At 69.4% G+C, this 17,866-nt stretch carries 17 protein-coding genes; 4 read left to right on the top strand and 13 right to left on the bottom strand.

The window, feature by feature from the left end; all coding sequences use genetic code 11:
* Positions 1 to 187 precede the first annotated feature (187 nt).
* A complete protein-coding gene (locus tag PQI07_RS20210; protein ID WP_043384942.1) occupies positions 188 to 1,174 on the bottom strand; it encodes an extensin-like domain-containing protein in 987 nt (328 codons plus the stop codon).
* 111 nt (positions 1,175 to 1,285) lie between these two features.
* On the opposite strand from PQI07_RS20210, the gene PQI07_RS20215 reads away from it, so the two are divergent.
* Positions 1,286 to 2,518 (top strand): amidase, encoded by a 1,233-nt coding sequence (locus tag PQI07_RS20215; protein ID WP_043350895.1) that lies wholly within the window; start codon positions 1,286 to 1,288, stop codon positions 2,516 to 2,518.
* Positions 2,519 to 2,879: 361 nt separating this feature from the next.
* Positions 2,880 to 3,125: a DUF6894 family protein gene (locus PQI07_RS20220; protein ID WP_274927282.1), complete on the top strand. Its 246-nt coding sequence runs from the start codon at positions 2,880 to 2,882 to the stop codon at positions 3,123 to 3,125.
* Between the two features lie 570 nt (positions 3,126 to 3,695).
* On the opposite strand, the gene PQI07_RS20225 is transcribed toward PQI07_RS20220, so the two are convergent.
* Positions 3,696 to 4,841, bottom strand: a complete 1,146-nt coding sequence (locus PQI07_RS20225) for an AI-2E family transporter (RefSeq protein WP_179698840.1) — start codon at positions 4,839 to 4,841, stop codon at positions 3,696 to 3,698.
* Positions 4,842 to 5,343: 502 nt separating this feature from the next.
* On the bottom strand, positions 5,344 to 5,811 hold the full coding sequence (locus PQI07_RS20230; RefSeq protein ID WP_043757480.1) for a molybdenum cofactor biosynthesis protein MoaE: 468 nt from the start codon (positions 5,809 to 5,811) through the stop codon (positions 5,344 to 5,346).
* A gap of 159 nt (positions 5,812 to 5,970) precedes the next feature.
* Between PQI07_RS20230 and PQI07_RS20235 the strand changes: the two genes are divergently transcribed.
* A complete protein-coding gene (locus PQI07_RS20235; RefSeq protein ID WP_053608400.1) occupies positions 5,971 to 6,990 on the top strand; it encodes a gamma carbonic anhydrase family protein in 1,020 nt (339 codons plus the stop codon).
* An 11-nt stretch (positions 6,991 to 7,001) separates the two neighbouring features.
* Here the strand turns inward: PQI07_RS20235 and PQI07_RS20240 are convergent, their stop codons facing one another.
* The 10 genes from PQI07_RS20240 to PQI07_RS20285 form a co-directional block, all read right to left on the bottom strand.
* Entirely contained in the window at positions 7,002 to 7,730 is a 729-nt protein-coding gene (locus PQI07_RS20240) for an amino acid ABC transporter ATP-binding protein (RefSeq protein ID WP_043385028.1), read from the bottom strand.
* A gap of 152 nt (positions 7,731 to 7,882) precedes the next feature.
* Positions 7,883 to 8,575 (bottom strand): amino acid ABC transporter permease, encoded by a 693-nt coding sequence (locus PQI07_RS20245; RefSeq protein WP_043384934.1) that lies wholly within the window; start codon positions 8,573 to 8,575, stop codon positions 7,883 to 7,885.
* Positions 8,576 to 8,631: 56 nt separating this feature from the next.
* Positions 8,632 to 9,354: an amino acid ABC transporter permease gene (locus tag PQI07_RS20250; RefSeq protein WP_043348617.1), complete on the bottom strand. Its 723-nt coding sequence runs from the start codon at positions 9,352 to 9,354 to the stop codon at positions 8,632 to 8,634.
* 89 nt (positions 9,355 to 9,443) lie between these two features.
* A complete protein-coding gene (locus PQI07_RS20255) occupies positions 9,444 to 10,367 on the bottom strand; it encodes an amino acid ABC transporter substrate-binding protein (RefSeq protein WP_043384931.1) in 924 nt (307 codons plus the stop codon).
* Positions 10,368 to 10,758: 391 nt separating this feature from the next.
* A complete protein-coding gene (locus PQI07_RS20260) occupies positions 10,759 to 11,880 on the bottom strand; it encodes a branched-chain amino acid ABC transporter substrate-binding protein (protein WP_043348612.1) in 1,122 nt (373 codons plus the stop codon).
* Positions 11,881 to 11,929: 49 nt separating this feature from the next.
* Positions 11,930 to 12,298 (bottom strand): DUF6867 family protein, encoded by a 369-nt coding sequence (locus PQI07_RS20265; protein WP_274927751.1) that lies wholly within the window; start codon positions 12,296 to 12,298, stop codon positions 11,930 to 11,932.
* Between the two features lie 5 nt (positions 12,299 to 12,303).
* On the bottom strand, positions 12,304 to 13,101 hold the full coding sequence (locus PQI07_RS20270; protein ID WP_043348611.1) for an ABC transporter ATP-binding protein: 798 nt from the start codon (positions 13,099 to 13,101) through the stop codon (positions 12,304 to 12,306).
* Positions 13,098 to 13,988, bottom strand: a complete 891-nt coding sequence (locus tag PQI07_RS20275) for an ABC transporter ATP-binding protein (protein ID WP_053608343.1) — start codon at positions 13,986 to 13,988, stop codon at positions 13,098 to 13,100. Before PQI07_RS20275 ends, PQI07_RS20270 begins: the two co-directional genes overlap by 4 nt.
* The gene (gene livM, locus PQI07_RS20280; RefSeq protein WP_043384925.1) at positions 13,988 to 15,382 is read right to left on the bottom strand and encodes a high-affinity branched-chain amino acid ABC transporter permease LivM; all 1,395 of its coding nucleotides are present in this window, start codon (positions 15,380 to 15,382) and stop codon (positions 13,988 to 13,990) included. Before livM ends, PQI07_RS20275 begins: the two co-directional genes overlap by 1 nt.
* Positions 15,382 to 16,299 carry a branched-chain amino acid ABC transporter permease gene (locus PQI07_RS20285; protein ID WP_020094234.1) on the bottom strand — a complete coding sequence of 306 codons (918 nt, stop codon included), beginning with the start codon at positions 16,297 to 16,299 and terminating at the stop codon, positions 15,382 to 15,384. Before PQI07_RS20285 ends, livM begins: the two co-directional genes overlap by 1 nt.
* A 244-nt stretch (positions 16,300 to 16,543) precedes the next feature.
* Here PQI07_RS20285 and PQI07_RS20290 point away from each other — a divergent pair, with 244 nt between their 5' ends.
* A complete protein-coding gene (locus PQI07_RS20290; RefSeq protein WP_043356732.1) occupies positions 16,544 to 17,824 on the top strand; it encodes a dicarboxylate/amino acid:cation symporter in 1,281 nt (426 codons plus the stop codon).
* The last annotated feature ends 42 nt before the right edge of the window (positions 17,825 to 17,866 follow it).

Below are 17,866 nucleotides of genomic sequence, written 5' to 3' on the forward strand. Positions count from 1 at the left end.
CTCGACGGATGTGCGATCCTGCATCCGCGAACGATGGCCCGGCCGCGCCGCCAGTCAAGCTCCGGCGGCCCCGCGCCGGTGCTTTGGCGGCCTGTGCGGCGCGGCCGCTACACTCGCCGGCCGATGCCCCCGGAGCGGGACCGGCCCGCGGCCCGATCCCGTCAACCCGCGTTCCGGCGTCGCCCGGTCAGTAGATCGGCCCCGTGCTCGGCGGCGCGCCGAGCTGCAGCGGCTCGTCGTAGTCCTGCGCGGGCTCCTCAGGGGCGGCCGCGGCGATCCGTGGCGCCGGCCGCACCGGCGGCGCGGCGGTGTAGGCCGATGCCGCGGTCGGGCGGGCCGGCGCCCGGGCGACCTGCGTCGCGCCGCCGGCCTTCGACATCGGCGACACGCCGTAGGGATCGTCCTGCTCCACATCCACCGGCGCCTGCGGGGCGGCGGGCTGGCGCTGCGGCGGGACCGGACGGCTCAGCGGCCGCTCGACGCCGGTGCCGAGCTGCGGCGTGAACTTGATCATCGGCTGGCAGATCCGCCTCAGACCGCGCGGGTCGTGCCGGGCGAGATCGACGTGGATGTGGTCGTAGTGGAACACGTTCGAGCCGGGGGCCAGCACCGTGGTGAAGCGCTGGCAGGCGCCGAGGAAGATCTCGCGCAGGAAGCCCTGCTCGGCCTCCGTGCCGCGCCAGCCGCCCTTCACGGTGATCACGTGGCCGTCGGCGAGCTTGATCGACATGACGTCGATGGCGTTGCCGAAACCGTGCTCGGAGAGCTTGGCGCCGGGCTGGTTGTTGCGGCCGCGGCAGGAATAGGAACCCGCGTTGATCTCGGCCACCGGCACGCCGAAATAGAGGTTGGCGGCCGGCTGGATCGTGTCGGCGAGCCACGCCTCGGCCTCGGCCAGCGCCGGGCAGCCCAGGGTCATCCGCTGCTTCAGCAGGACGGAGCCGCCGCCGAGCCGCGTCACCCGGAAGGGCTGCTGCATGCCGCACGGCCCGGGGCCGTCCATGGCCGCGATCGGCGTGACGAACTCCGAGGGCTCGACGAGCTTCTTGGCCAGGCAGACCTGCTCCGCCTGATCGCGCCACGGTTCGCGCCGCTCGAAATGATTGATCGAGCACGCGGTGAGGCCCGCGCCGAACAGCGCCAGAGCCGAGAACAGGGATACGCCACGCCACATGACCCGGACGATGCGCACGGTCGCGTAAAGCGTTCGTCAACGGCGTTTCGGGAATGACGCGACCTGTGGCGTCTCGGTTGACAGCGCCGCGGACCGCAGACTGAATGCATTATGCTTTCACTTCTCGACCTCCGCGCCCGCATCGCCGCCGGCACCCTGACCCCCGCGGGGGCGATCGATCTGTGCCGCGCCGCGATCGCCGCGCGGGAGCCGGACCTGCACGCGCTGGTCACCCTCGACCCGGCGCCGGCGATCCCGGAGACCGGGCCGCTCGCCGGCATCGCGGTGGGCGTGAAGGACATCATCGACAGCGCCGGCCTGCCGAGCCAGATGGGCTCGTCGATCTACGCGGGCTGGACGCCCCGGGGTGACGCCGCCGTGGTGAGCCGGCTGAAGCAGCTCGGCGCCGTCGCCCTCGCCAAGACCACCACCACGGCCTTCGCCAGCAGCGACCCGACCGAGACGGTCAATCCGCACGATCCCGGCCACACGCCGGGCGGCTCATCGGCGGGCTCGGCCGCCGCCGTGGGCGCCGGGATGCTGCCCCTGGCCCTCGGCACGCAGACGGCGGGGTCGGTGATCCGGCCCGCGAGCTATTGCGGCTGCGCGGCGGTGAAGCCGTCGTTCCGGCTGATCCCCACGGTCGGCGTGAAGACCTATTCCTGGGCCCTCGACACGGTCGGGCTGTTCGCCGCCGGGGTCGCGGACGTCGCCCATGCCCTCGCCCTGGTCACCGGACGCCCGGAGATCGACGGCGCGGATTCGGGCTCGGCCCCCCGCATCGCCGTGGTGCGGCAGGACTTCGCCGAGGCCCCAGAACCGGAGGCCGAAGCCGCATTGATGCGCGCCCGGCAGGCGGCCGAGCGGGCCGGGGCGCGGGTGAGCGACCTCGCCCTGCCGCCGGAGCTGGCGCAGGCCTGGGAGCGCCACCGCATCATCCAGAACTACGAGGGGCGGCTGGCGCTCGCCTGGGAGTACGACACGCAGGCCGACGCGCTCCCGCCCCGCGTCCGCGAGCATCTCGACGCTGGCGCGGCGATCGAGCCGGCCCAGTACGACGATGCCCGCCGCCACGGCCATCACGCCCGGCGGGTGCTGAAGGGCCTCTTCGCCGATTACGACGCGATCCTGACCTTCTCGGCGCCGGGATCCGCACCCGCGACCCTGGATTCGACGGGCGACCCGCGCTTCAACCAGCTGTGGACGCTGATGGGCGTGCCCTGCGTGAACGTGCCGGTGCCCGGCCAGAGCCTGCCGGTGGGCGTCCAGGTGATCGGCCGCTTCGGCGACGACGGCCGGACCCTGGCGGTGGCCCGGATGATCGAGACCGCGCTGCGCGGCTGACCGGCCGTCAGGGCGACCCGCACCGGCACGCTCTCGGGCGACGCCGCCGGGTGCCCATCCCGTCCGCCGTTCCGGGGCCGCGCAGCGCCCGGGATCCAGAGCCGCCGACTCGCCCGATCCCGGCGCCAGCGGCGTTCAGGGCGTGCGGGTTCGCCGGCGGCGCGCAGGACAAGCAGCGCGGGCGGCCGCTCGGGAGGGAGGCCCTTCACTGGCCGCCATGATGACGGCCGCGCAAAATGTCGCGTTGTGTTTCCTAGCGTACATTTGTGATTGTGAGCTCACCGACGCGACACTAGACACGGCTCATCGCTGGCAACGTTCTCCGGGCGCTAGCGGCCGGAAGACGCGCGCTCCCGCCCAAATGGTGAAGCGTCTTTTGGCACGCTACTTCATCAGCACGACCAACCACGTCACGGTCATGGACGAGGAGGGCGTCGAGCTCCCGAGCCACGGCGCGCTCCGCGAGCTCTTGCGCAGAGTCCTGACGGAACTCCTGCGCGACGAAGGCGACCTGACCGGGGTCAATGAGTATTCCGCTCACGCCTATGACGAGGCGGGCAGACTGGTCATGGTCGCGCGGGCCAGCTTCTCCGTCACGGACCAATAGGCCGGCTCCCTCAAGGACCCGGAGGTCGCGCTCCGCTTCGGCACGGAAGCGGACTCGGCTTCGTCCTCACTTGCCCCTGCCGCGCGCGGCGTCGATGAACCGGCGACGCTCTTCCTCGAGGCGCGCTTATCGGCGCCGCACCTGACGGGTTTCGGCTTGGCGGGTTTCGTCTTGGCGGGTTTCGTCTTGGCGGGTTTCGGCTCGGCGCATGTGTCGGCCGGCATCGTCGCGGCCCTCGGATCACCCGCGGTGTCGGCCTTCGCGCCGGCGACAGTCGGACATCGCCGGAGGACACCGCGGCGGCCGGAGCCTGATCGGCGCTCTCCTTCGGGACGCCGGGCAGGCCGTCGATGCCGCCCCTGGAGACCGGCGCGCCGTCGCCCCCGACCTCGCGCGGGCGGCAAGCCCTCGAACCGCGCCGTCCTTCGGTCAGGCCCGGCATGCGCGGTGCGGCGGCCCCTCCCGGGGAAGGCTCGGGGATCGGGCCGACTCCCCGACGCGGAAGCTCGGCCGGCAGGCCCTCTGCGGCGGCGATCCGATCGCCCGCCGCCCTGAAGGAAGTCCCTCCGCTCAGCTGCTCGGCTGCTCGTGGAGCGTATCCTCCACGTAGAGCTGCTCCAGCAGGACCTTGATGACCGCCATCAAGGGCAGGGCGAGGGCGATGCCCCACAGCCCGAAGATCACGCCGAGGATCAGCTGGCCGGCGAAGATCGTGGCCGGGGGGATGTCCAGCGCCCGCTTCTGGATGAACGGCGTCAGACCGTAGCTCTCCAGGCACTGGACCGCCAGATACACGCCGATCGCGCCGATCACCGCCTTCGTGCCCGAGGCGAGCGCGGCGAGGATGATGACGAGGCCCGCGACCAGCGGCCCGACCGTCGGCACGAAGGCGAGCACGCCCGCCTGGAGCCCCAGGATCAGCGCACCGCCGATCCCCAGGAAGGCGAGGCCGGCCCAGGTGCACAGGAAGATCACCGCCATGATGATCAGCTGGCCGAACAGCCAGTGGCGCAGGGTCTCGCCGGCCCCGTCGAGGACCTGGCTGGCGCGCCAGCGCTTCGCCGGAGGCACGAACCGGACGACCCCGTCCCGGTAGGCCTTCGGGTCGGCCGCGAAGGCGAGGCCCAGAAAGGCGATCACGAGGACGTTGCCGAGGGCATCGAACAGGCCCAGGACCACCGCCGCGGCCGGTCCGAGGACGCTGCCGGCATCCGACACGAAGGAGCCGCTGCCCTTCATCAGGCCGGAGGCGAGGCCGGCGAGGCCGCCCTCCTTCTGGCCCGAATCCGTCGAGCCGTCCTTGCCGCTGCCCTGCGGGGCGAGGCTCGGCACGTCGATGCCGCGCTCCGAGAGCCAGCCCGACACCGTGGCCGCCTGATCCTTGATCGTGGTGCCGAGTTCGCGGCCCTGCTGGACGATGGTGGCGCCGCCGTAGCTCGCGAAGCCGACCACCGCGATCGCCACCACGAGGCTGACGACGGACAATCGCAGGGCCCGCGGCAGGGGCAGGACGCGGCCGAGCCCGCGGGTCAGGCCGTCGAGGAACACGCCGAGGAGGACGCCCGCGAAGATCAGCAGGAGCGTGCCGGCGGACATCCAGGCCAGGGCCAGTGCCGCCACGAAGCACACCACGGCGATCCCGGAGGCTGCGAGCGGCGCCGTTCCGCGCCAGGGCCCGACCGGGCCGTCCAAGTCCTGTAGCTTGCTGTCCGACATCATCACTCCTGCACCGCGGGTTCACGAACGCCCTGGGCCCTCAGGGGTCAAGGGCGAGACCGCGGGTTCTCAGGGTGAAGCGACCCCGAACCGATGGTCCGGGTTCGCCGGCGACGTCCCCGGCTTGTTCGACTCTCCGACTGCGACGGATGCCCCGATCGGCCTTCCCGTCAGTCCGGGCACCGAAGGCGGGACCGGGATGACAGGGGGGACACGCAGGCGTCCGCCCGATGGCGGCGGGCGTTCGGGACGGCGATGTCCTGAACCGCCGGCTCTCTCCGGCCTTCGCGGGCGGCTGCGGGGCGGGGATGCCCGTCCGCCGGTTGTCCGCGCGCGCCGCCGGACCGCAGGCTTCGGCCCATCGGGCGCCCCCGCAGGAGCACCGGCGGCGCCAGCCGGATCCGCGCCCTCGGCCCGGGCCGGACATCGATACCGGCGATCAACCCAGCCGCCTCGTCCTCTTCGGGACGCGGATCGTGTCGCGCGGCGCGGGACTCGACCCTCAGCGCCAGCGCCCGGCCGCGGCGTCATCCTGAGCCGTCGCCTCGACCCAACCGCCGGTGGTGCCGTCGGCGAGGTGCTCGCGCTTCCAGAACGGGGCGCGGGTCTTGAGGTAATCCATCAGGAAATCCGCGGCCGCGAAGGCCGCGACCCGGTGGCTCGCGGCGGTCACCACCAGCACGATGCCGTCGCCCGGGCGCACCAGCCCATGGCGGTGGATCACCCGCAGGGCCTGGAGCGGCCAGCGGGCCATCGCCTCGTCGGCGACCCGCCGGATCTCGGCCTCGGCCATGCCGGGGTAGTGCTCCAGCTCCAGGGCGGTCAACCGCCCGCCCTCGTCGCGGCACAGCCCGGTGAAGGTGACGACGGCGCCCGCCCGGCCGCCCAGCGCCGCGCTCACGCTGGCGATCTCGGCCGCGGTGTCGAAGGGCTCGGCCTGGATGGCGATGCTCGGAACGGGGGCGCTCATGGCCCGATCCATAGGAGTCCGCGGCTTTGCGGGCCAGTCCCGTCCCTGTCACACCCGGCCCCGCCTCTATATGAGACGGTCCGTCGCGCCCTGCCGGCCCGGCGCGCGGTCCTCGGATGAGCCCGCGTGCTCCGGACGGCGCTGGAGAAGGATACCCGCGTGACCCCCGACCTGATCCTGCCCTACGACGGCGTGCAGCCGGATTTCGTCAGCCGCCCGGTCTGGTGCGGCCGCGGCAGCACGGTGATCGGCGCCGCGCGGATCGGCGCGCAGGCCTGGATCGGCGACGAGGCGGTGATTCGCGCTGACGGCCAGACCGTCATCCTCGGCGACCGCTTCTGGCTCGGCCACCGCTCGACGGTGCACATCGCCACCCGGACGCACGGCACCCGGGTCGGCGACCGCGTCACGGTCGGGCGCAACAGCGTCGTGCACGCCTGCACGCTCGGCTCCGACGTGGTCGTCGAGGACGACGTGGTGATCCTCGACGGCGCCGAGGTCGGCGACGGTGCGGTGATCGAGGCGGGCTCGACCGTATTCCCTCGGGCGACGCTGCCCGGCGGCTACGCCTATGCCGGCAGTCCCGCCCGTCCGAGCCGTGCGATCGGAGCCGATGAGATCGCCGAGCGCGCCGAGCGGCTGCGTGAGCGCATGGGCGACGGATCCGCTCTCCCGCCCGGGGAAGTATCGGAGGTCGACGACAGCGTGTTCGTGGCGCGCAACGCCCGTCTGCGCGGGCGGGTGAGCCTCGGAGCCGGGGCGAGCGTGCTGTTCTGCTGCGACCTCAACGCCGAGGTCGGCCCGATCGTCGTCGGCGCCGATACCAATATTCAGGACAACACGGTCATCCGCACCCGGGCGGACGGCGTGGTGATCGGGCGGGACACCACCATCGCCCACAACGTCCGGATCTCGGATTGCCGGATCGGGGCACGTTCGTTGATCGGCATCGGCGCGACGATTGCGTCAGGAACCCTGATCGCCGACGACGTCATGCTGGCGGCGGGCGCCACCACGGATCCCGGCCAGATCCTGGAGGCCGGTTATCTGTGGGGCGGCCGCCCGGCCAGGATCCTGGGCCCCCTCGACGCCGAGAAACGCGCCATGATGATCCGCATCGTCGAGGGCTATTGCCAGCACGGGCGGGAATATCGGGCCGCGCAGGAAGCGTCGGAGTAGAGCGCTCCAACTCAGTGTTGCAGGATCTTCGACAGGAAGGTCTGGGCCCGCTCTGAGCGGGGGCTGCCGAAGAACTCCTCCTTCTTGGCGTCCTCGACGATCTCGCCGCGATCCATGAAGATCACCCGGTCGGCGACCTTGCGGGCGAAGCCCATCTCGTGGGTCACGACCATCATGGTCATGCCTTCCTTGGCAAGTTCGACCATCACGTCGAGCACCTCGCCGACCATCTCGGGGTCGAGGGCCGAGGTCGGCTCGTCGAACAGCATCACCACCGGGTTCATGGCGAGCGCCCGCGCGATGGCCACGCGCTGCTGCTGGCCGCCTGAGAGCTGGCCGGGGAACTTGTTCGCGTGGGCGCCGAGGCCGACCCGGGCGAGAAGGTCGAGCCCGCGCTTCTTGGCATCCTCGGCGCTGCGGCCGAGCACCTTGCGCTGGGCGATGGTGAGGTTGTCGGTGATCGACAGGTGCGGGAACAGCTCGAAATGCTGGAACACCATGCCGACCCGCGAGCGGAGCTTGGGCAGATTGGTCGCCTTATCGGCGACCTTGGTGCCGGCCACCGTGATCTGGCCCTTCTGGAAGGGCTCCAGGGCGTTGACGCATTTGATCAGGGTCGACTTGCCCGAGCCCGAAGGACCGCAGACGACCACCACCTCGCCCTTGGCGACTTTGGTGGTGCAGTTCGTCAGCACCTGGAAGTCGCCGTACCATTTGCTGATGTTGTCGATGGCGATCATCGTCTCGCCGGGCGCCACGGCGGGCGCGCCGGCGATGAGGCCGCCCGACTGCAGGCCGGCATCCTTGGGCGCGTGGCTGGCATCGGCGACGGGTTCGGCGGCGGTGGGAGCCGGCATCGGGGACGAGGTCATGGCACGGTCTCCAGTGTCGGTCAGCGGATGATGGCCACGCGGCGCTGCAGGCGGCGCACCAGGAACGAGGCCGAGAAGCAGATCACGAAATAAACCACCGCCGCGAAGATATACATCTCGACGAGGCGTCCGTCGCGCTGGGCGACCTTCGAGGCGGCGCCCATGAAGTCGGTGAGCGACAGCACGTAGACCAGCGACGTGTCCTGGAAGAGGATGATGGTCTGGGTCAGCAGCAGCGGCAGCATGTTGCGGAAGGCCTGGGGCAGGATCACGTTGCCCATGGTCTGCCAGTAATTCATCCCGAGGGCCTGGGCGGCCGCCGTTTGGCCCTTCGGGATCGACTGGATGCCGGCCCGCATGATCTCCGAGAAGTAGGCCGCCTCGAAGGCCATGAAGGTGATCAGGGCGGACGGGAAGGCGCCCACCTGGATCGGCGTCGAGGCCCCCGTCACGTAGGCGCCGATATACGGCACCAGGAAGTAGAACCAGAAGATCACCAGCACCAGCGGGAGCGAGCGGCACAGCTCGACATAACCCTTGGCGAGGTGCCACAGGCCGGGAATGCCCGACAGGCGCGCCATCGCCAGCAGCGTGCCGATGATCACCCCGCCCACGGCGGCCATGGCGGTGAGCGTCACGGTGAAGACCATGCCCTGACCGAACAGGTAGGGCAGGGACGAGACGATGACGGAAAAGTCGAAATTCGAGAGCATCGGGGCCTGTTACCGGTGGCCGTCGGGCGGGGTGGCGGAACGGAAGCGGGCGGCCCTCAGCGCTGGCCGGGGATGGCGACCGCCTTCTCCAGGAAGGTCGCCGCCGTGACCACCACGAGGTTGATGATCACGTAGAGGATCGTCGCCGCCGTGAACGCCTCGAACACCTGGAACGAGAATTCCTGCATCGAGCGGGCCCGGGCGGTCAGTTCCAGCAGGCCGATGGTCAGCGCCACCGACGTGTTCTTGAGATTGTTGAGGAATTCCGAGGTCATCGGCGGCAGGATGATCCGGTAGGCGTTGGGCAGCAGCACGTAGCGGTAGGTCTGATAGGTCGTGAAGCCCATGGCGGTGCCGGCCATGCGCTGGCCCCGCGGCAGCGCCTGGATGCCGGCGCGGACCTGCTCGGCGACGCGCGAAGCGGTGAAGAAGCCGAGGCACACCACCGCCGTGTAGAACGGCGCGTCGGGCAATTGCTTGATCGCGTCGCCGATCCGGGTCGGGACCACTTCGGGCAGCACGAAGTACCAGAGGAACATCTGCACCAGCAGCGGCACGTTGCGGAACAATTCCACGTAGGCGGTACCGACGGTGTTCGCGGTCTTCGACGGCAGGGTCCGCAGCACGCCGATCAGGGAGCCCAGGAAGAAGGCGATCACCCAGGAGCAGAGCGCGGTCGTGATCGTCCACATGAGCCCCGAGAGCAGCATGTCGAGATACGTGCCGGTGCCCTCCGGCGAGGCGTCGAAGAAGATCCGCCAGTTCCAGTTGTAGTTCATCGCGCCGCTTCTACTGTGAACTTACAGAGACGCACCGCGGGCGGGAGCCCGCGGTGCGCATCATGGCATGAAAGCGTACCGAACGGATCTCAGTAGGCCGCCGGGTCGGGGCTCGAGATCGGGGTCGTGAACTGCTTCTTCATCTCCGCGCTCATCGGCAGGTTGAGGTTGATGTTGCGCGGCGGGATCGGCTTCGTGAACCACTTGTCGTAGAGCGCCTTGCCCTCGGGGCTCGTGTAGAGCTTGGCGGTGGCGTCGTCCGCGACCTTCTTGAACTCCGTGTCGTCCTTGCGGAGCATGATGCCGTAGGGCTCAGGCTTCGACAGGGCCTCGGTGGAGATCTCGTAGGCGGACGGATCCTTCGAGGAGGCGGCGAGCGAGGCGAGCAGCACGTCGTCCATCACGAAGGCGGCGGCGCGGCCGGTCTCGACCATCAGGAACGCCTCGGCGTGGTCCTTGGCCGGCAGGATCGTCAGGCCGAGCTTCCGCTCCGTGTTGGCCTCGTTGATCTGCTTGATGTTCGTGGTGCCCGAGGTCGACACGACGGTCTTGCCCTTCAGGTCCTCGATCGTGTGCAGGTTGGCCGACTTCTTCGAGACGTAGCGGGTCGCGGTCAGGAAGTGCGAGTTGGTGAACCACACCTGCTTCTCGCGCTCGGCGTTGTTGGTCGTCGAGCCGCACTCGAGATCGATCGTGCCGTTCGCCATCAGCGGGATGCGGGTGGCGGAGGTCACCGGGTTGAGCTTCACCTCGAGGTTCGGGAGGTTGAGCTTGGCCTTCACGGCGTCGGCGATCTTGTAGCAGATGTCCATCGCGTAGCCGACCGGCTTCTGGTCGCCGCCGAGATAGGAGAACGGGACGGAGGCATCGCGATAGCCGATGACGATGGCGTTGGCGTCCTTCACCTTCTTGAGGGTGCCGGTCAGCTCCTCCGCCCGCAGGCTCATCGGAGCAAGGGCGAGGGTCAGGCCCAGCGCCGCGGCAAGGCCGCGGCGAGCGATATCAGACTGCATCGGTACGGAACTCCTGGATCGGGCCTAATCGTGTCGGCCGGCGGCGGGGTACGCGGGCCCGCCCGCTCGGGCGACGCCTTTGCAATGATGGTGCCGGGAGAAGGGTTGTCGTGCCGCGCAGGCCTGCGGCTGAGTACGGACACGTCGCGGCCAAGCTGCTGCGCACGTCTGCAGACGCGGTCCCTGCCGTCCCCATGGCCTCCTCCCAAGCGCTGAGCCGGCCTCACGCTCGCGCCGGCGGCATCATGCACACTTCTTAGGCGTACGCACGCGGTGCGGAGGACGGATCCGCCCGGAAAGCTGACGAATCCACGGCATAGAAAACGACGACGCCGCCCCCCGCGGTATCGGGAGACGGCGTCGGACTGGAAACCCGGTTCGTGGCCGCGGCTTACTTCGTCAGCTCATTGCCGCTGTAGTCGATCTTGCCGTCCGGCCCCTTCTTCCATTCGTACATGACGTAGTCGGGCCGGGTGATGTCGCCCTTCTTGTCGTAGGCGATCGGCCCGACCACCGTGTCCACCGGCTTGCCCTGGTGCAGCCAGTCGGCCAGCTTCTTGCCGTCGCTGGAGCCGGTCTCGGCCATCGCCTTGGCCAGGACCTGCACGGCCGCGTACGAGTAGAGCGTGTAGCCCTCCGGATCGATGTTCTTGGCCTTGAACGCGGCCAGCGCCGCCTTGGCGTTCGGGTTCTTGCGGGCGTCCGGCGGGAAGGTGGTCAGCGTGCCCTCGGCCGCGGGACCGGCGATCGCCACGAGCTCGCGATCGACCATGCCGTCGCCGCCCATCATCGGCGCCTTCAGGCCCTGATCGCGCATCTGGCGCAGGATCAGGCCGGCCTCGGTGTAGTAGCCGCCGAAATAGACCACGTCGACATTGGCCGACTTCAGCTTGGAGACGAGCGCAGAGTAGTCCTTCTCGCCCGGGTTGATGCCCTCGTACATGACCTCCTTGCCGCCCTTGGCCTTGAGCGCCTTCAGGGTCTCGTCGGCCAGCCCCTTGCCGTAGGGCGTCTTGTCGTGGACGAAGGCGATCTTCTTGCCCTTGAACTTCTCGGCCAGGTAATTGCCCGCCACCGCGCCCTGCTGATCGTCGCGGCCGCAGGTGCGGAACGTGTTCCACATGCCGCGCTCGGTGAACTTCACGTTCGTGGAGGCCGGCGTGACCTGGATGATGCCGGCGTCGAGGTAGACGTCGGAGGCCGGGATCGACACGCCGGAATTGTAGTCGCCGACGACCATCTTCACGCCTTCACTGGCGAACTTGTTGGCCACCGAGACGCCCTGCTTCGGGTCGGAGGCGTCGTCGCCCACCGTGACGGTGAGCGTCGTGCCCTTGAGGGTACCGGCCTTGTTCAGGTCCTCGACCGCCTGGCTCGCGCCGTTCTTGAGCTGCGCGCCGATGGCGGCGCTGTTGCCGGTGATCGGCGCGGCGACGCCGAGCTTGACCTCGGCGGCCTGGGCGGCCGCCACCATCGCGCCGAGGGCGAGCCCGGCCAGCAGAATCGATCTCATCGCGTACTTCCCCTAAGTGTCAGGACCGCACGTGCGGATCCGGCCGCACTCATCGGACCTCGTCCGCTTCGGGCGCCCGTGCGCGCCATGTCAGCGGTGAGGTCTTCTCGTAGAGCCAGCGGTACTGGCTCGTCATCTGGCGCGTCCGCGTGTAGCGGAAGCCCGCCGCGCCGATGATAATGACGACGACCGCGTCGACCGCATAGTAGTGCAGCGAGAGCAGCGTGCCCGAAAACAGGGCGTAGTGGATGAAGCGCACGGCAGCCGCCACCAGAAGCAGCGCCAGGGCGCAGTGCCAGAACGGCCGCCAACCCCGGGCGATGCCGCGGGCCGCCATCCAGCCGGCCCAGCCGCCCATCACCACGGTGACGAGCAGGAACAGCCAGGCCGACGGCTCCTCGTAGAGGATTCCCTGCAGCGCGCTCATGCCCCGACCGGGCCGGCATGGCCCCCTTCCAGATAGGCGGCCTTGACGTTCGGGTCGTCGAGCAGCGCGCGGCCGGTGCCGCTCATGGTGACCCGACCGTTGACCAGCACGTAGCCGCGATGGGCGAGCTTGAGGGCGTGGTAGGCATTCTGCTCGACGAGGAAGATCGTCATGCCCTCGGTCCGGTTGAGTTCCCGGATCGCGTCGAAGATGCCCTTCACCACCAGCGGCGCGAGGCCCAGCGACGGCTCGTCGAGGAGCAGCAGGCGCGGGCGGCTCATCAGCGCCCGGGCGATGGCCAGCATCTGCTGCTCGCCGCCCGACATGGTGCCGGCACGCTGGTTCAGGCGCTCCTTGACCCGCGGGAACAGGGTGCAGACCTTCTCCAGATCCTCGGCGAAGAAGCGCCCGTCATGGAGGGCGGCGCCCATCTGGAGATTCTCGTAGACCGTCATGCGCGGGAAGACCCGGCGGCCCTCCGGCGACTGGGCGATGCCGAGCCGGGCGATGGCGTGCGTCGGCATCCGGGTGATGTCGCGCCCGTCATAGGTGATCGTCCCCGAGCGCGCCTGGGGGCTGCCGAAGATCGTCATCATCAGGGTCGACTTGCCGGCGCCGTTGGCGCCGATCAGCGTGACGATCTCGCCCTCGGCGACGTCGAGATCGACGCCGCGCAGGGCGGCGACGCTGCCGTAATAGGTCGAGACGTCGCGCACCGCGAGGAGCGGCGGCTTGCGGCCCGCCTGGATCGCCCGCGTCTCCTCGACCAGGACGTTGATGCCGGCGACGCTCATGCCGAGGCTCCCGTATGGGTCTCGTCCGCGTGCGGCACGGTGATCCCGACCTCGGCCTCCACGGCCTCCACCTCTTCGTCCTCCACACCCAGATAGGCGGCGATCACCTTCGGGTCGGCCCGCACCTCGGCGGGAGAGCCATCGGCGATCTTCACGCCGTAATCCAGCACGACCACGTGGTCGGAGATCTCCATCACCACCGACATGTCGTGCTCGATCAGCAGCACCGAGGTGTCGTGCTCGTCCCGGATGTGGCGCAGGAGGCCGTTCAGCTCGGCCGATTCCCGGGGGTTGAGGCCGGCGGCCGGCTCGTCGAGGCAGAGCAGGACCGGGTCCGTACACATCGCCCGGGCGATCTCCAGGCGCCGCTGCGCGCCATAAGGCAGGGCGCCCGCCGGATCGTCGGCCCGCGCCATCAGGTCGATGCGCGTCAGCCACGCCTTGGCGCGCTCGATCGCGGCCTCCTGCGCGTCCCGGTAGGTCTTGAGGCCGAGCAAGCCCAGGATGGTGTAGCCCGAGGCGCGCATCAGGGGGGCGTGCTGGGCGACCAGAAGGTTCTCCAGCACCGTCATGCCCTGGAACAGGCGGATGTTCTGGAAGGTGCGGGCCACCCGGGCGGTGCGGTTGACCTTGTGGTTGGGCAGCCGCTCCAGCAGGTGCGCGGTGCCGTCGACATGCGCCAGCGTCAGCATGCCCTCGGTGGGCTTGTAGAAGCCGGTGATGCAGTTGAACACCGTGGTCTTGCCGGCTCCGTTCGGGCCGATCAAGGCGGTGATGTCGCCGCGCCGCGCCGCGAAGGACAGGTCGGAGACGGCGGTCAGCCCGCCGAACCGCATGGTCAGGTGCTCGACCGTGAGCACCGGGGGGGCGAGGGGTGAGGCCGCCATCAGCCGTGCCCCTCGCTCACATGGGCGCCCGAGACCGCGCGGCGCTCGCCGAGCGACACCGACGGCATGCGCTCCGAGATCAGGCCGCGCGGGCGCCAGACCATCATGGCCACCATGGCCAGCCCGAACAGGAGCAGGCGGTACTCGCTGGGATCGAACCCCTCGCCGAACACGGCCTTCAGGAAGCCGAGGTTGCGCAGCATCTCCGGCCCGCCGACCATCGCCACCGCGGCGATCGCGACGCCGACCTGACTGCCCATGCCGCCCAGCACCACGATCGCCAGGATGATGGCGCTCTCGAGGAAGTTGAAGCTCTCCGGGCTGATGAAGCCCTGGCGCACGGCGAAGAACGAGCCGGCGACGCCCCCGAAGGCCGCCCCCAGCGCGAAGGCCGTGAGCTTCGTGGCGGTGGTGTCGATGCCGAGGGAGCGGCAGGCGATCTCGTCCTCGCGCAGCGCCTCCCAGGCCCTCCCGATCGGCAGGCGGCGCAGGCGCAGGGTGACGAAGTTCGTGATCAGGGCGAGGCCGAGGATCAGGTAGTACAGGAAGACCAGCCGGTGCATCGAATCGTACGGGATGCCGAAGGTCGCCGCGAACCCGTCGTCGCCCGCCGTGAACGGGATCCCGAAGAAGGTCGCCCGCGGGATCGACGAGATGCCCGCCCCGCCGCCGGTCACGTCGGTCCAGTTGATCAGGACGAGGCGGATGATCTCGCCGAAGGCCAGGGTGACGATGGCCAGATAGTCGCCGCGCAGGCGCAGCACGGGAAAGCCGAGGATCATCCCCCACAGGCCGGCGAACAGGCCCGCCAGCGGCAGACAGACCCAGAACGACAGGCCGAAGGTGGTCGAGAGCAGGGCGTAGGAATAGGCACCGACCGCGTAGAAGGCGACGTAGCCGAGATCGAGGAGACCGGCGAGGCCGACCACGATGTTCAGGCCCCAGCCGAGCATCACGTAGGTGAGGATCAGGATGCCGAGGTCGATCCAGTAGCGCGCCGAGGACAGGCCGCCGGTGGCCGCCGCCGCGATCATCGGCAGCGTCAGGGCGATGCCGATGAACAGATAGAGCCCGACCTTCGAGGTCTTCTGGCCCGCATCCGGCTCGCCGTGGACCGCCTCGGTGGCCTGGGACGGGGAGGGGGTCAGCGCCCGCCGGGCGTCACGGCGCAGCAGCACGAGGCGCTGGACGAGCCGCGCCACGAAGATCGCCGCGCAGAGCGCCGCCACCAGTCCCCAGCGCGGAACGAGCACCAGCTCGGTCCCGGGCCCGGGATCGGTGCGGTAGGCGATGATCGGCACGCAGAGGCCGAAGGTGACGAGGGCGTACAGGGCGGCGTCGCGCAGGATGCCGGCCATCGCGGAGTCGGGAAGCGCAGCCTGAGAACGGGCCATCAGACTTTCTCGACCTCGGGCCGGCCCAGGATGCCCGAGGGCATGAAGATCAGGACGATCGCCAGGATCGAGAAGGCGGCGACGTCCTTGTACTCGATGGAGAAATAGGCGGACCAGAAGGTCTCGATCAGGCCGATGATCAGGCCGCCGAGAACCGCGCCGGGCAGGGAGCCGATGCCGCCGAGCACCGCCGCCGTGAAGGCTTTCACGCCGGGCACGAACCCGTCCGAGAACGACACGACGCCGTAATACATGAGGTAGAGGACGCCGGCGACGGCCGCCAGCGCGGCGCCGAGCACGAAGGTCAGGGAGATCGTGCGGTCGACGTCGATGCCCAGCAACGCCGCCATCTTGCGGTCCTGCTCACAGGCGCGCTGCGCCCGGCCGAAGGGGGTGCGCTGGACGAGATACCAGAAGCCCGTGAGCAGCACGGCGGTGACCGCCATGATCAGAACCTGCTTCCAGGCCAGGAACACCGCGTAGCCGTCCCGCTCGAACAGGGTGATGCCCCCCGACAGCATCGGCGGCGTCGGCTTGTTGCGCGCGCCCTGCACCACCTGGACGAAGTTCGACAGGAAGATCGAGACGCCGATCGCCGAGATCAGCGGCGCCAGCCGGAACGAGCCGCGCAACGGCCGGTAGGCGACGCGCTCGATCGCCCAGCCCCACAGGGCGGTGAGCACCATGGCGACCACCAGCACCACCAGGAAGGCCAGGGCGATGGAGCTGACCCCGAGCCACACGGTCAACAGCAGGAAGGTGATCAGCGCGATGAAGCAGGAGACCATGAAGACGTCGCCGTGAGCGAAGTTCACCATGCCGATGATGCCGAACACCATCGTGTAGCCGATGGCGATCAGGCCATAGATCGAGCCGAGCGTCAGCCCGTTGATCAACTGCTGTACGAAGACGTCCATGAACTCTCGCGCGCGCAGGTTTCTCGTGCCGCCTACGGGAACCGCAGGTGGCGCGGCGGGGCAAGTCTCGTACCGCAGCCGTAGCACACCGGCCACAGGTTTCATCGCCGCCCGAGCGTCGCGCGAAAACAGTCGACCACGCCAGTAACGCGCCCCGGCCGGGCTTGCGTGCGGCGCAGTTCCTGCGACACGTTAACGAATTGAAATGCTCGATCATCCCGGGCTCAGGCGAGGAGCAGTACCGATGGCAGGGTCGAGACTCACGACGATGATCTTCGTCGGCATGCTCCTCGGAATCGCCGTCGGCTACGCCTGCAGCATCACTTGGCCCGATCCGCAGACCGCCAAGGAGATCGCCGGCTACATCGCGCTGGTCTCCGACGTGTTCCTGCGGCTGATCAAGATGATCATCGCGCCGCTGGTCTTCTCCACGCTCGTGGTCGGCATCGCGCATCTCGGGGACACCGCTGCGGTCGGCCGGGTCGGCGGCAAGGCGCTGCTCTGGTTCGTGGGCGCCTCATTCTGCTCGCTGATGCTCGGCCTGATCATGGTCAACCTGATGCAGCCCGGCCAGAACCTGAACCTGCCGCTGCCCGATGCCGGCGCCGGGACGGGGCTCAAGGCGGCCTCGCTGTCGCTCAAGGAATTCGTGACGCACCTCGTGCCGAAGAGCGCCGTCGAGGCGATGGCCAACAACGAGATCCTGCAGATCGTGGTCTTCTCGATCTTCTTCGGCGTCGGCCTGGCATCCCTCGGCGAGAAGGGGCGCCTCCTCGCGCAGGGCATCGAGGGCCTGGCCGACGTGATGCTCAAGGTCACGGGCTACGTGATGATGTTCGCCCCCGTGGCGGTGTTCGCCGCCATCGCGGCGACGATCACCACGCAGGGCATCGGCGTGCTCGTGACCTACGGCAAGTTCCTCGTGGAGTTTTACATCGGGCTCGCCGTGCTCTGGGCGTTGCTCATGGGCGTCGGCTTCCTGATGCTCGGGGGCGGCGGCATCATGCGGCTGTTCAACCTGATCAAGGAGCCCTTCGTGCTCGCCTTCTCGACCGCGTCGAGCGAGGCGGCCTACCCGAAGATGCTGACGAACCTCGAGAAGTTCGGGGTGCCGAACCGCATCACGTCGTTCGTGCTGCCCATGGGCTACTCGTTCAACCTCGACGGCTCGATGATGTACTGTACCTTCGCGGTGATGTTCATCGCGCAGGCCTACAACATCCCGTTGAGCTGGGGTCAGCAGCTCACGATGCTGCTGCTGCTGATGGTGACGTCGAAGGGCATGGCCGGCGTGCCGCGCGCCTCGCTGGTGGTCATCTCGGCGACGCTGGCGCACTTCAACATCCCGGAGGCCGGGCTGCTGCTGATCATCGGCATCGACCAGTTCCTGGACATGGGGCGCTCGGCCACCAACGTGCTGGGCAACAGCGTCGCCACCGTGGCGGTCGCCAAGTGGGAGGGGCAGCTCACCACCACCGACCAGCGCCTCGACCATGTCGGCACCGTGGCCTCGCCGGCAGAGTAGGGGCCGGTTTTACGGGATCTGCGCCCGCCGGGATGTCGGGTG

Origin of the sequence: Methylobacterium sp. 092160098-2 (genome assembly GCF_028920805.1) — a bacterium.
GTDB classification, from domain to species: Bacteria; Pseudomonadota; Alphaproteobacteria; order Rhizobiales; family Beijerinckiaceae; genus Methylobacterium; species Methylobacterium fujisawaense.

What these genes read in the sequence shown, in the direction of transcription:
- PQI07_RS20250 (WP_043348617.1), bottom strand. Translation starts at nt 9,354, where the DNA reads ATGAACTACAACTGGAACTGGCGGATCTTCTTCGACGCCTCGCCGGAG.
- PQI07_RS20215 (WP_043350895.1), top strand. Translation starts at nt 1,286, where the DNA reads ATGCTTTCACTTCTCGACCTCCGCGCCCGCATCGCCGCCGGCACCCTG.
- PQI07_RS20275 (WP_053608343.1), bottom strand. Translation starts at nt 13,988, where the DNA reads ATGGCGGCCTCACCCCTCGCCCCCCCGGTGCTCACGGTCGAGCACCTG.
- PQI07_RS20210 (WP_043384942.1), bottom strand. Translation starts at nt 1,174, where the DNA reads ATGTGGCGTGGCGTATCCCTGTTCTCGGCTCTGGCGCTGTTCGGCGCG.
- PQI07_RS20290 (WP_043356732.1), top strand. Translation starts at nt 16,544, where the DNA reads ATGGCAGGGTCGAGACTCACGACGATGATCTTCGTCGGCATGCTCCTC.
- PQI07_RS20260 (WP_043348612.1), bottom strand. Translation starts at nt 11,880, where the DNA reads ATGAGATCGATTCTGCTGGCCGGGCTCGCCCTCGGCGCGATGGTGGCG.
- PQI07_RS20270 (WP_043348611.1), bottom strand. Translation starts at nt 13,101, where the DNA reads ATGAGCGTCGCCGGCATCAACGTCCTGGTCGAGGAGACGCGGGCGATC.
- PQI07_RS20245 (WP_043384934.1), bottom strand. Translation starts at nt 8,575, where the DNA reads ATGCTCTCGAATTTCGACTTTTCCGTCATCGTCTCGTCCCTGCCCTAC.
- PQI07_RS20240 (WP_043385028.1), bottom strand. Translation starts at nt 7,730, where the DNA reads ATGATCGCCATCGACAACATCAGCAAATGGTACGGCGACTTCCAGGTG.
- livM (WP_043384925.1), bottom strand. Translation starts at nt 15,382, where the DNA reads ATGGCCCGTTCTCAGGCTGCGCTTCCCGACTCCGCGATGGCCGGCATC.
- PQI07_RS20230 (WP_043757480.1), bottom strand. Translation starts at nt 5,811, where the DNA reads ATGAGCGCCCCCGTTCCGAGCATCGCCATCCAGGCCGAGCCCTTCGAC.
- PQI07_RS20220 (WP_274927282.1), top strand. Translation starts at nt 2,880, where the DNA reads ATGGTGAAGCGTCTTTTGGCACGCTACTTCATCAGCACGACCAACCAC.
- PQI07_RS20255 (WP_043384931.1), bottom strand. Translation starts at nt 10,367, where the DNA reads ATGCAGTCTGATATCGCTCGCCGCGGCCTTGCCGCGGCGCTGGGCCTG.
- PQI07_RS20285 (WP_020094234.1), bottom strand. Translation starts at nt 16,299, where the DNA reads ATGGACGTCTTCGTACAGCAGTTGATCAACGGGCTGACGCTCGGCTCG.
- PQI07_RS20225 (WP_179698840.1), bottom strand. Translation starts at nt 4,841, where the DNA reads ATGTCGGACAGCAAGCTACAGGACTTGGACGGCCCGGTCGGGCCCTGG.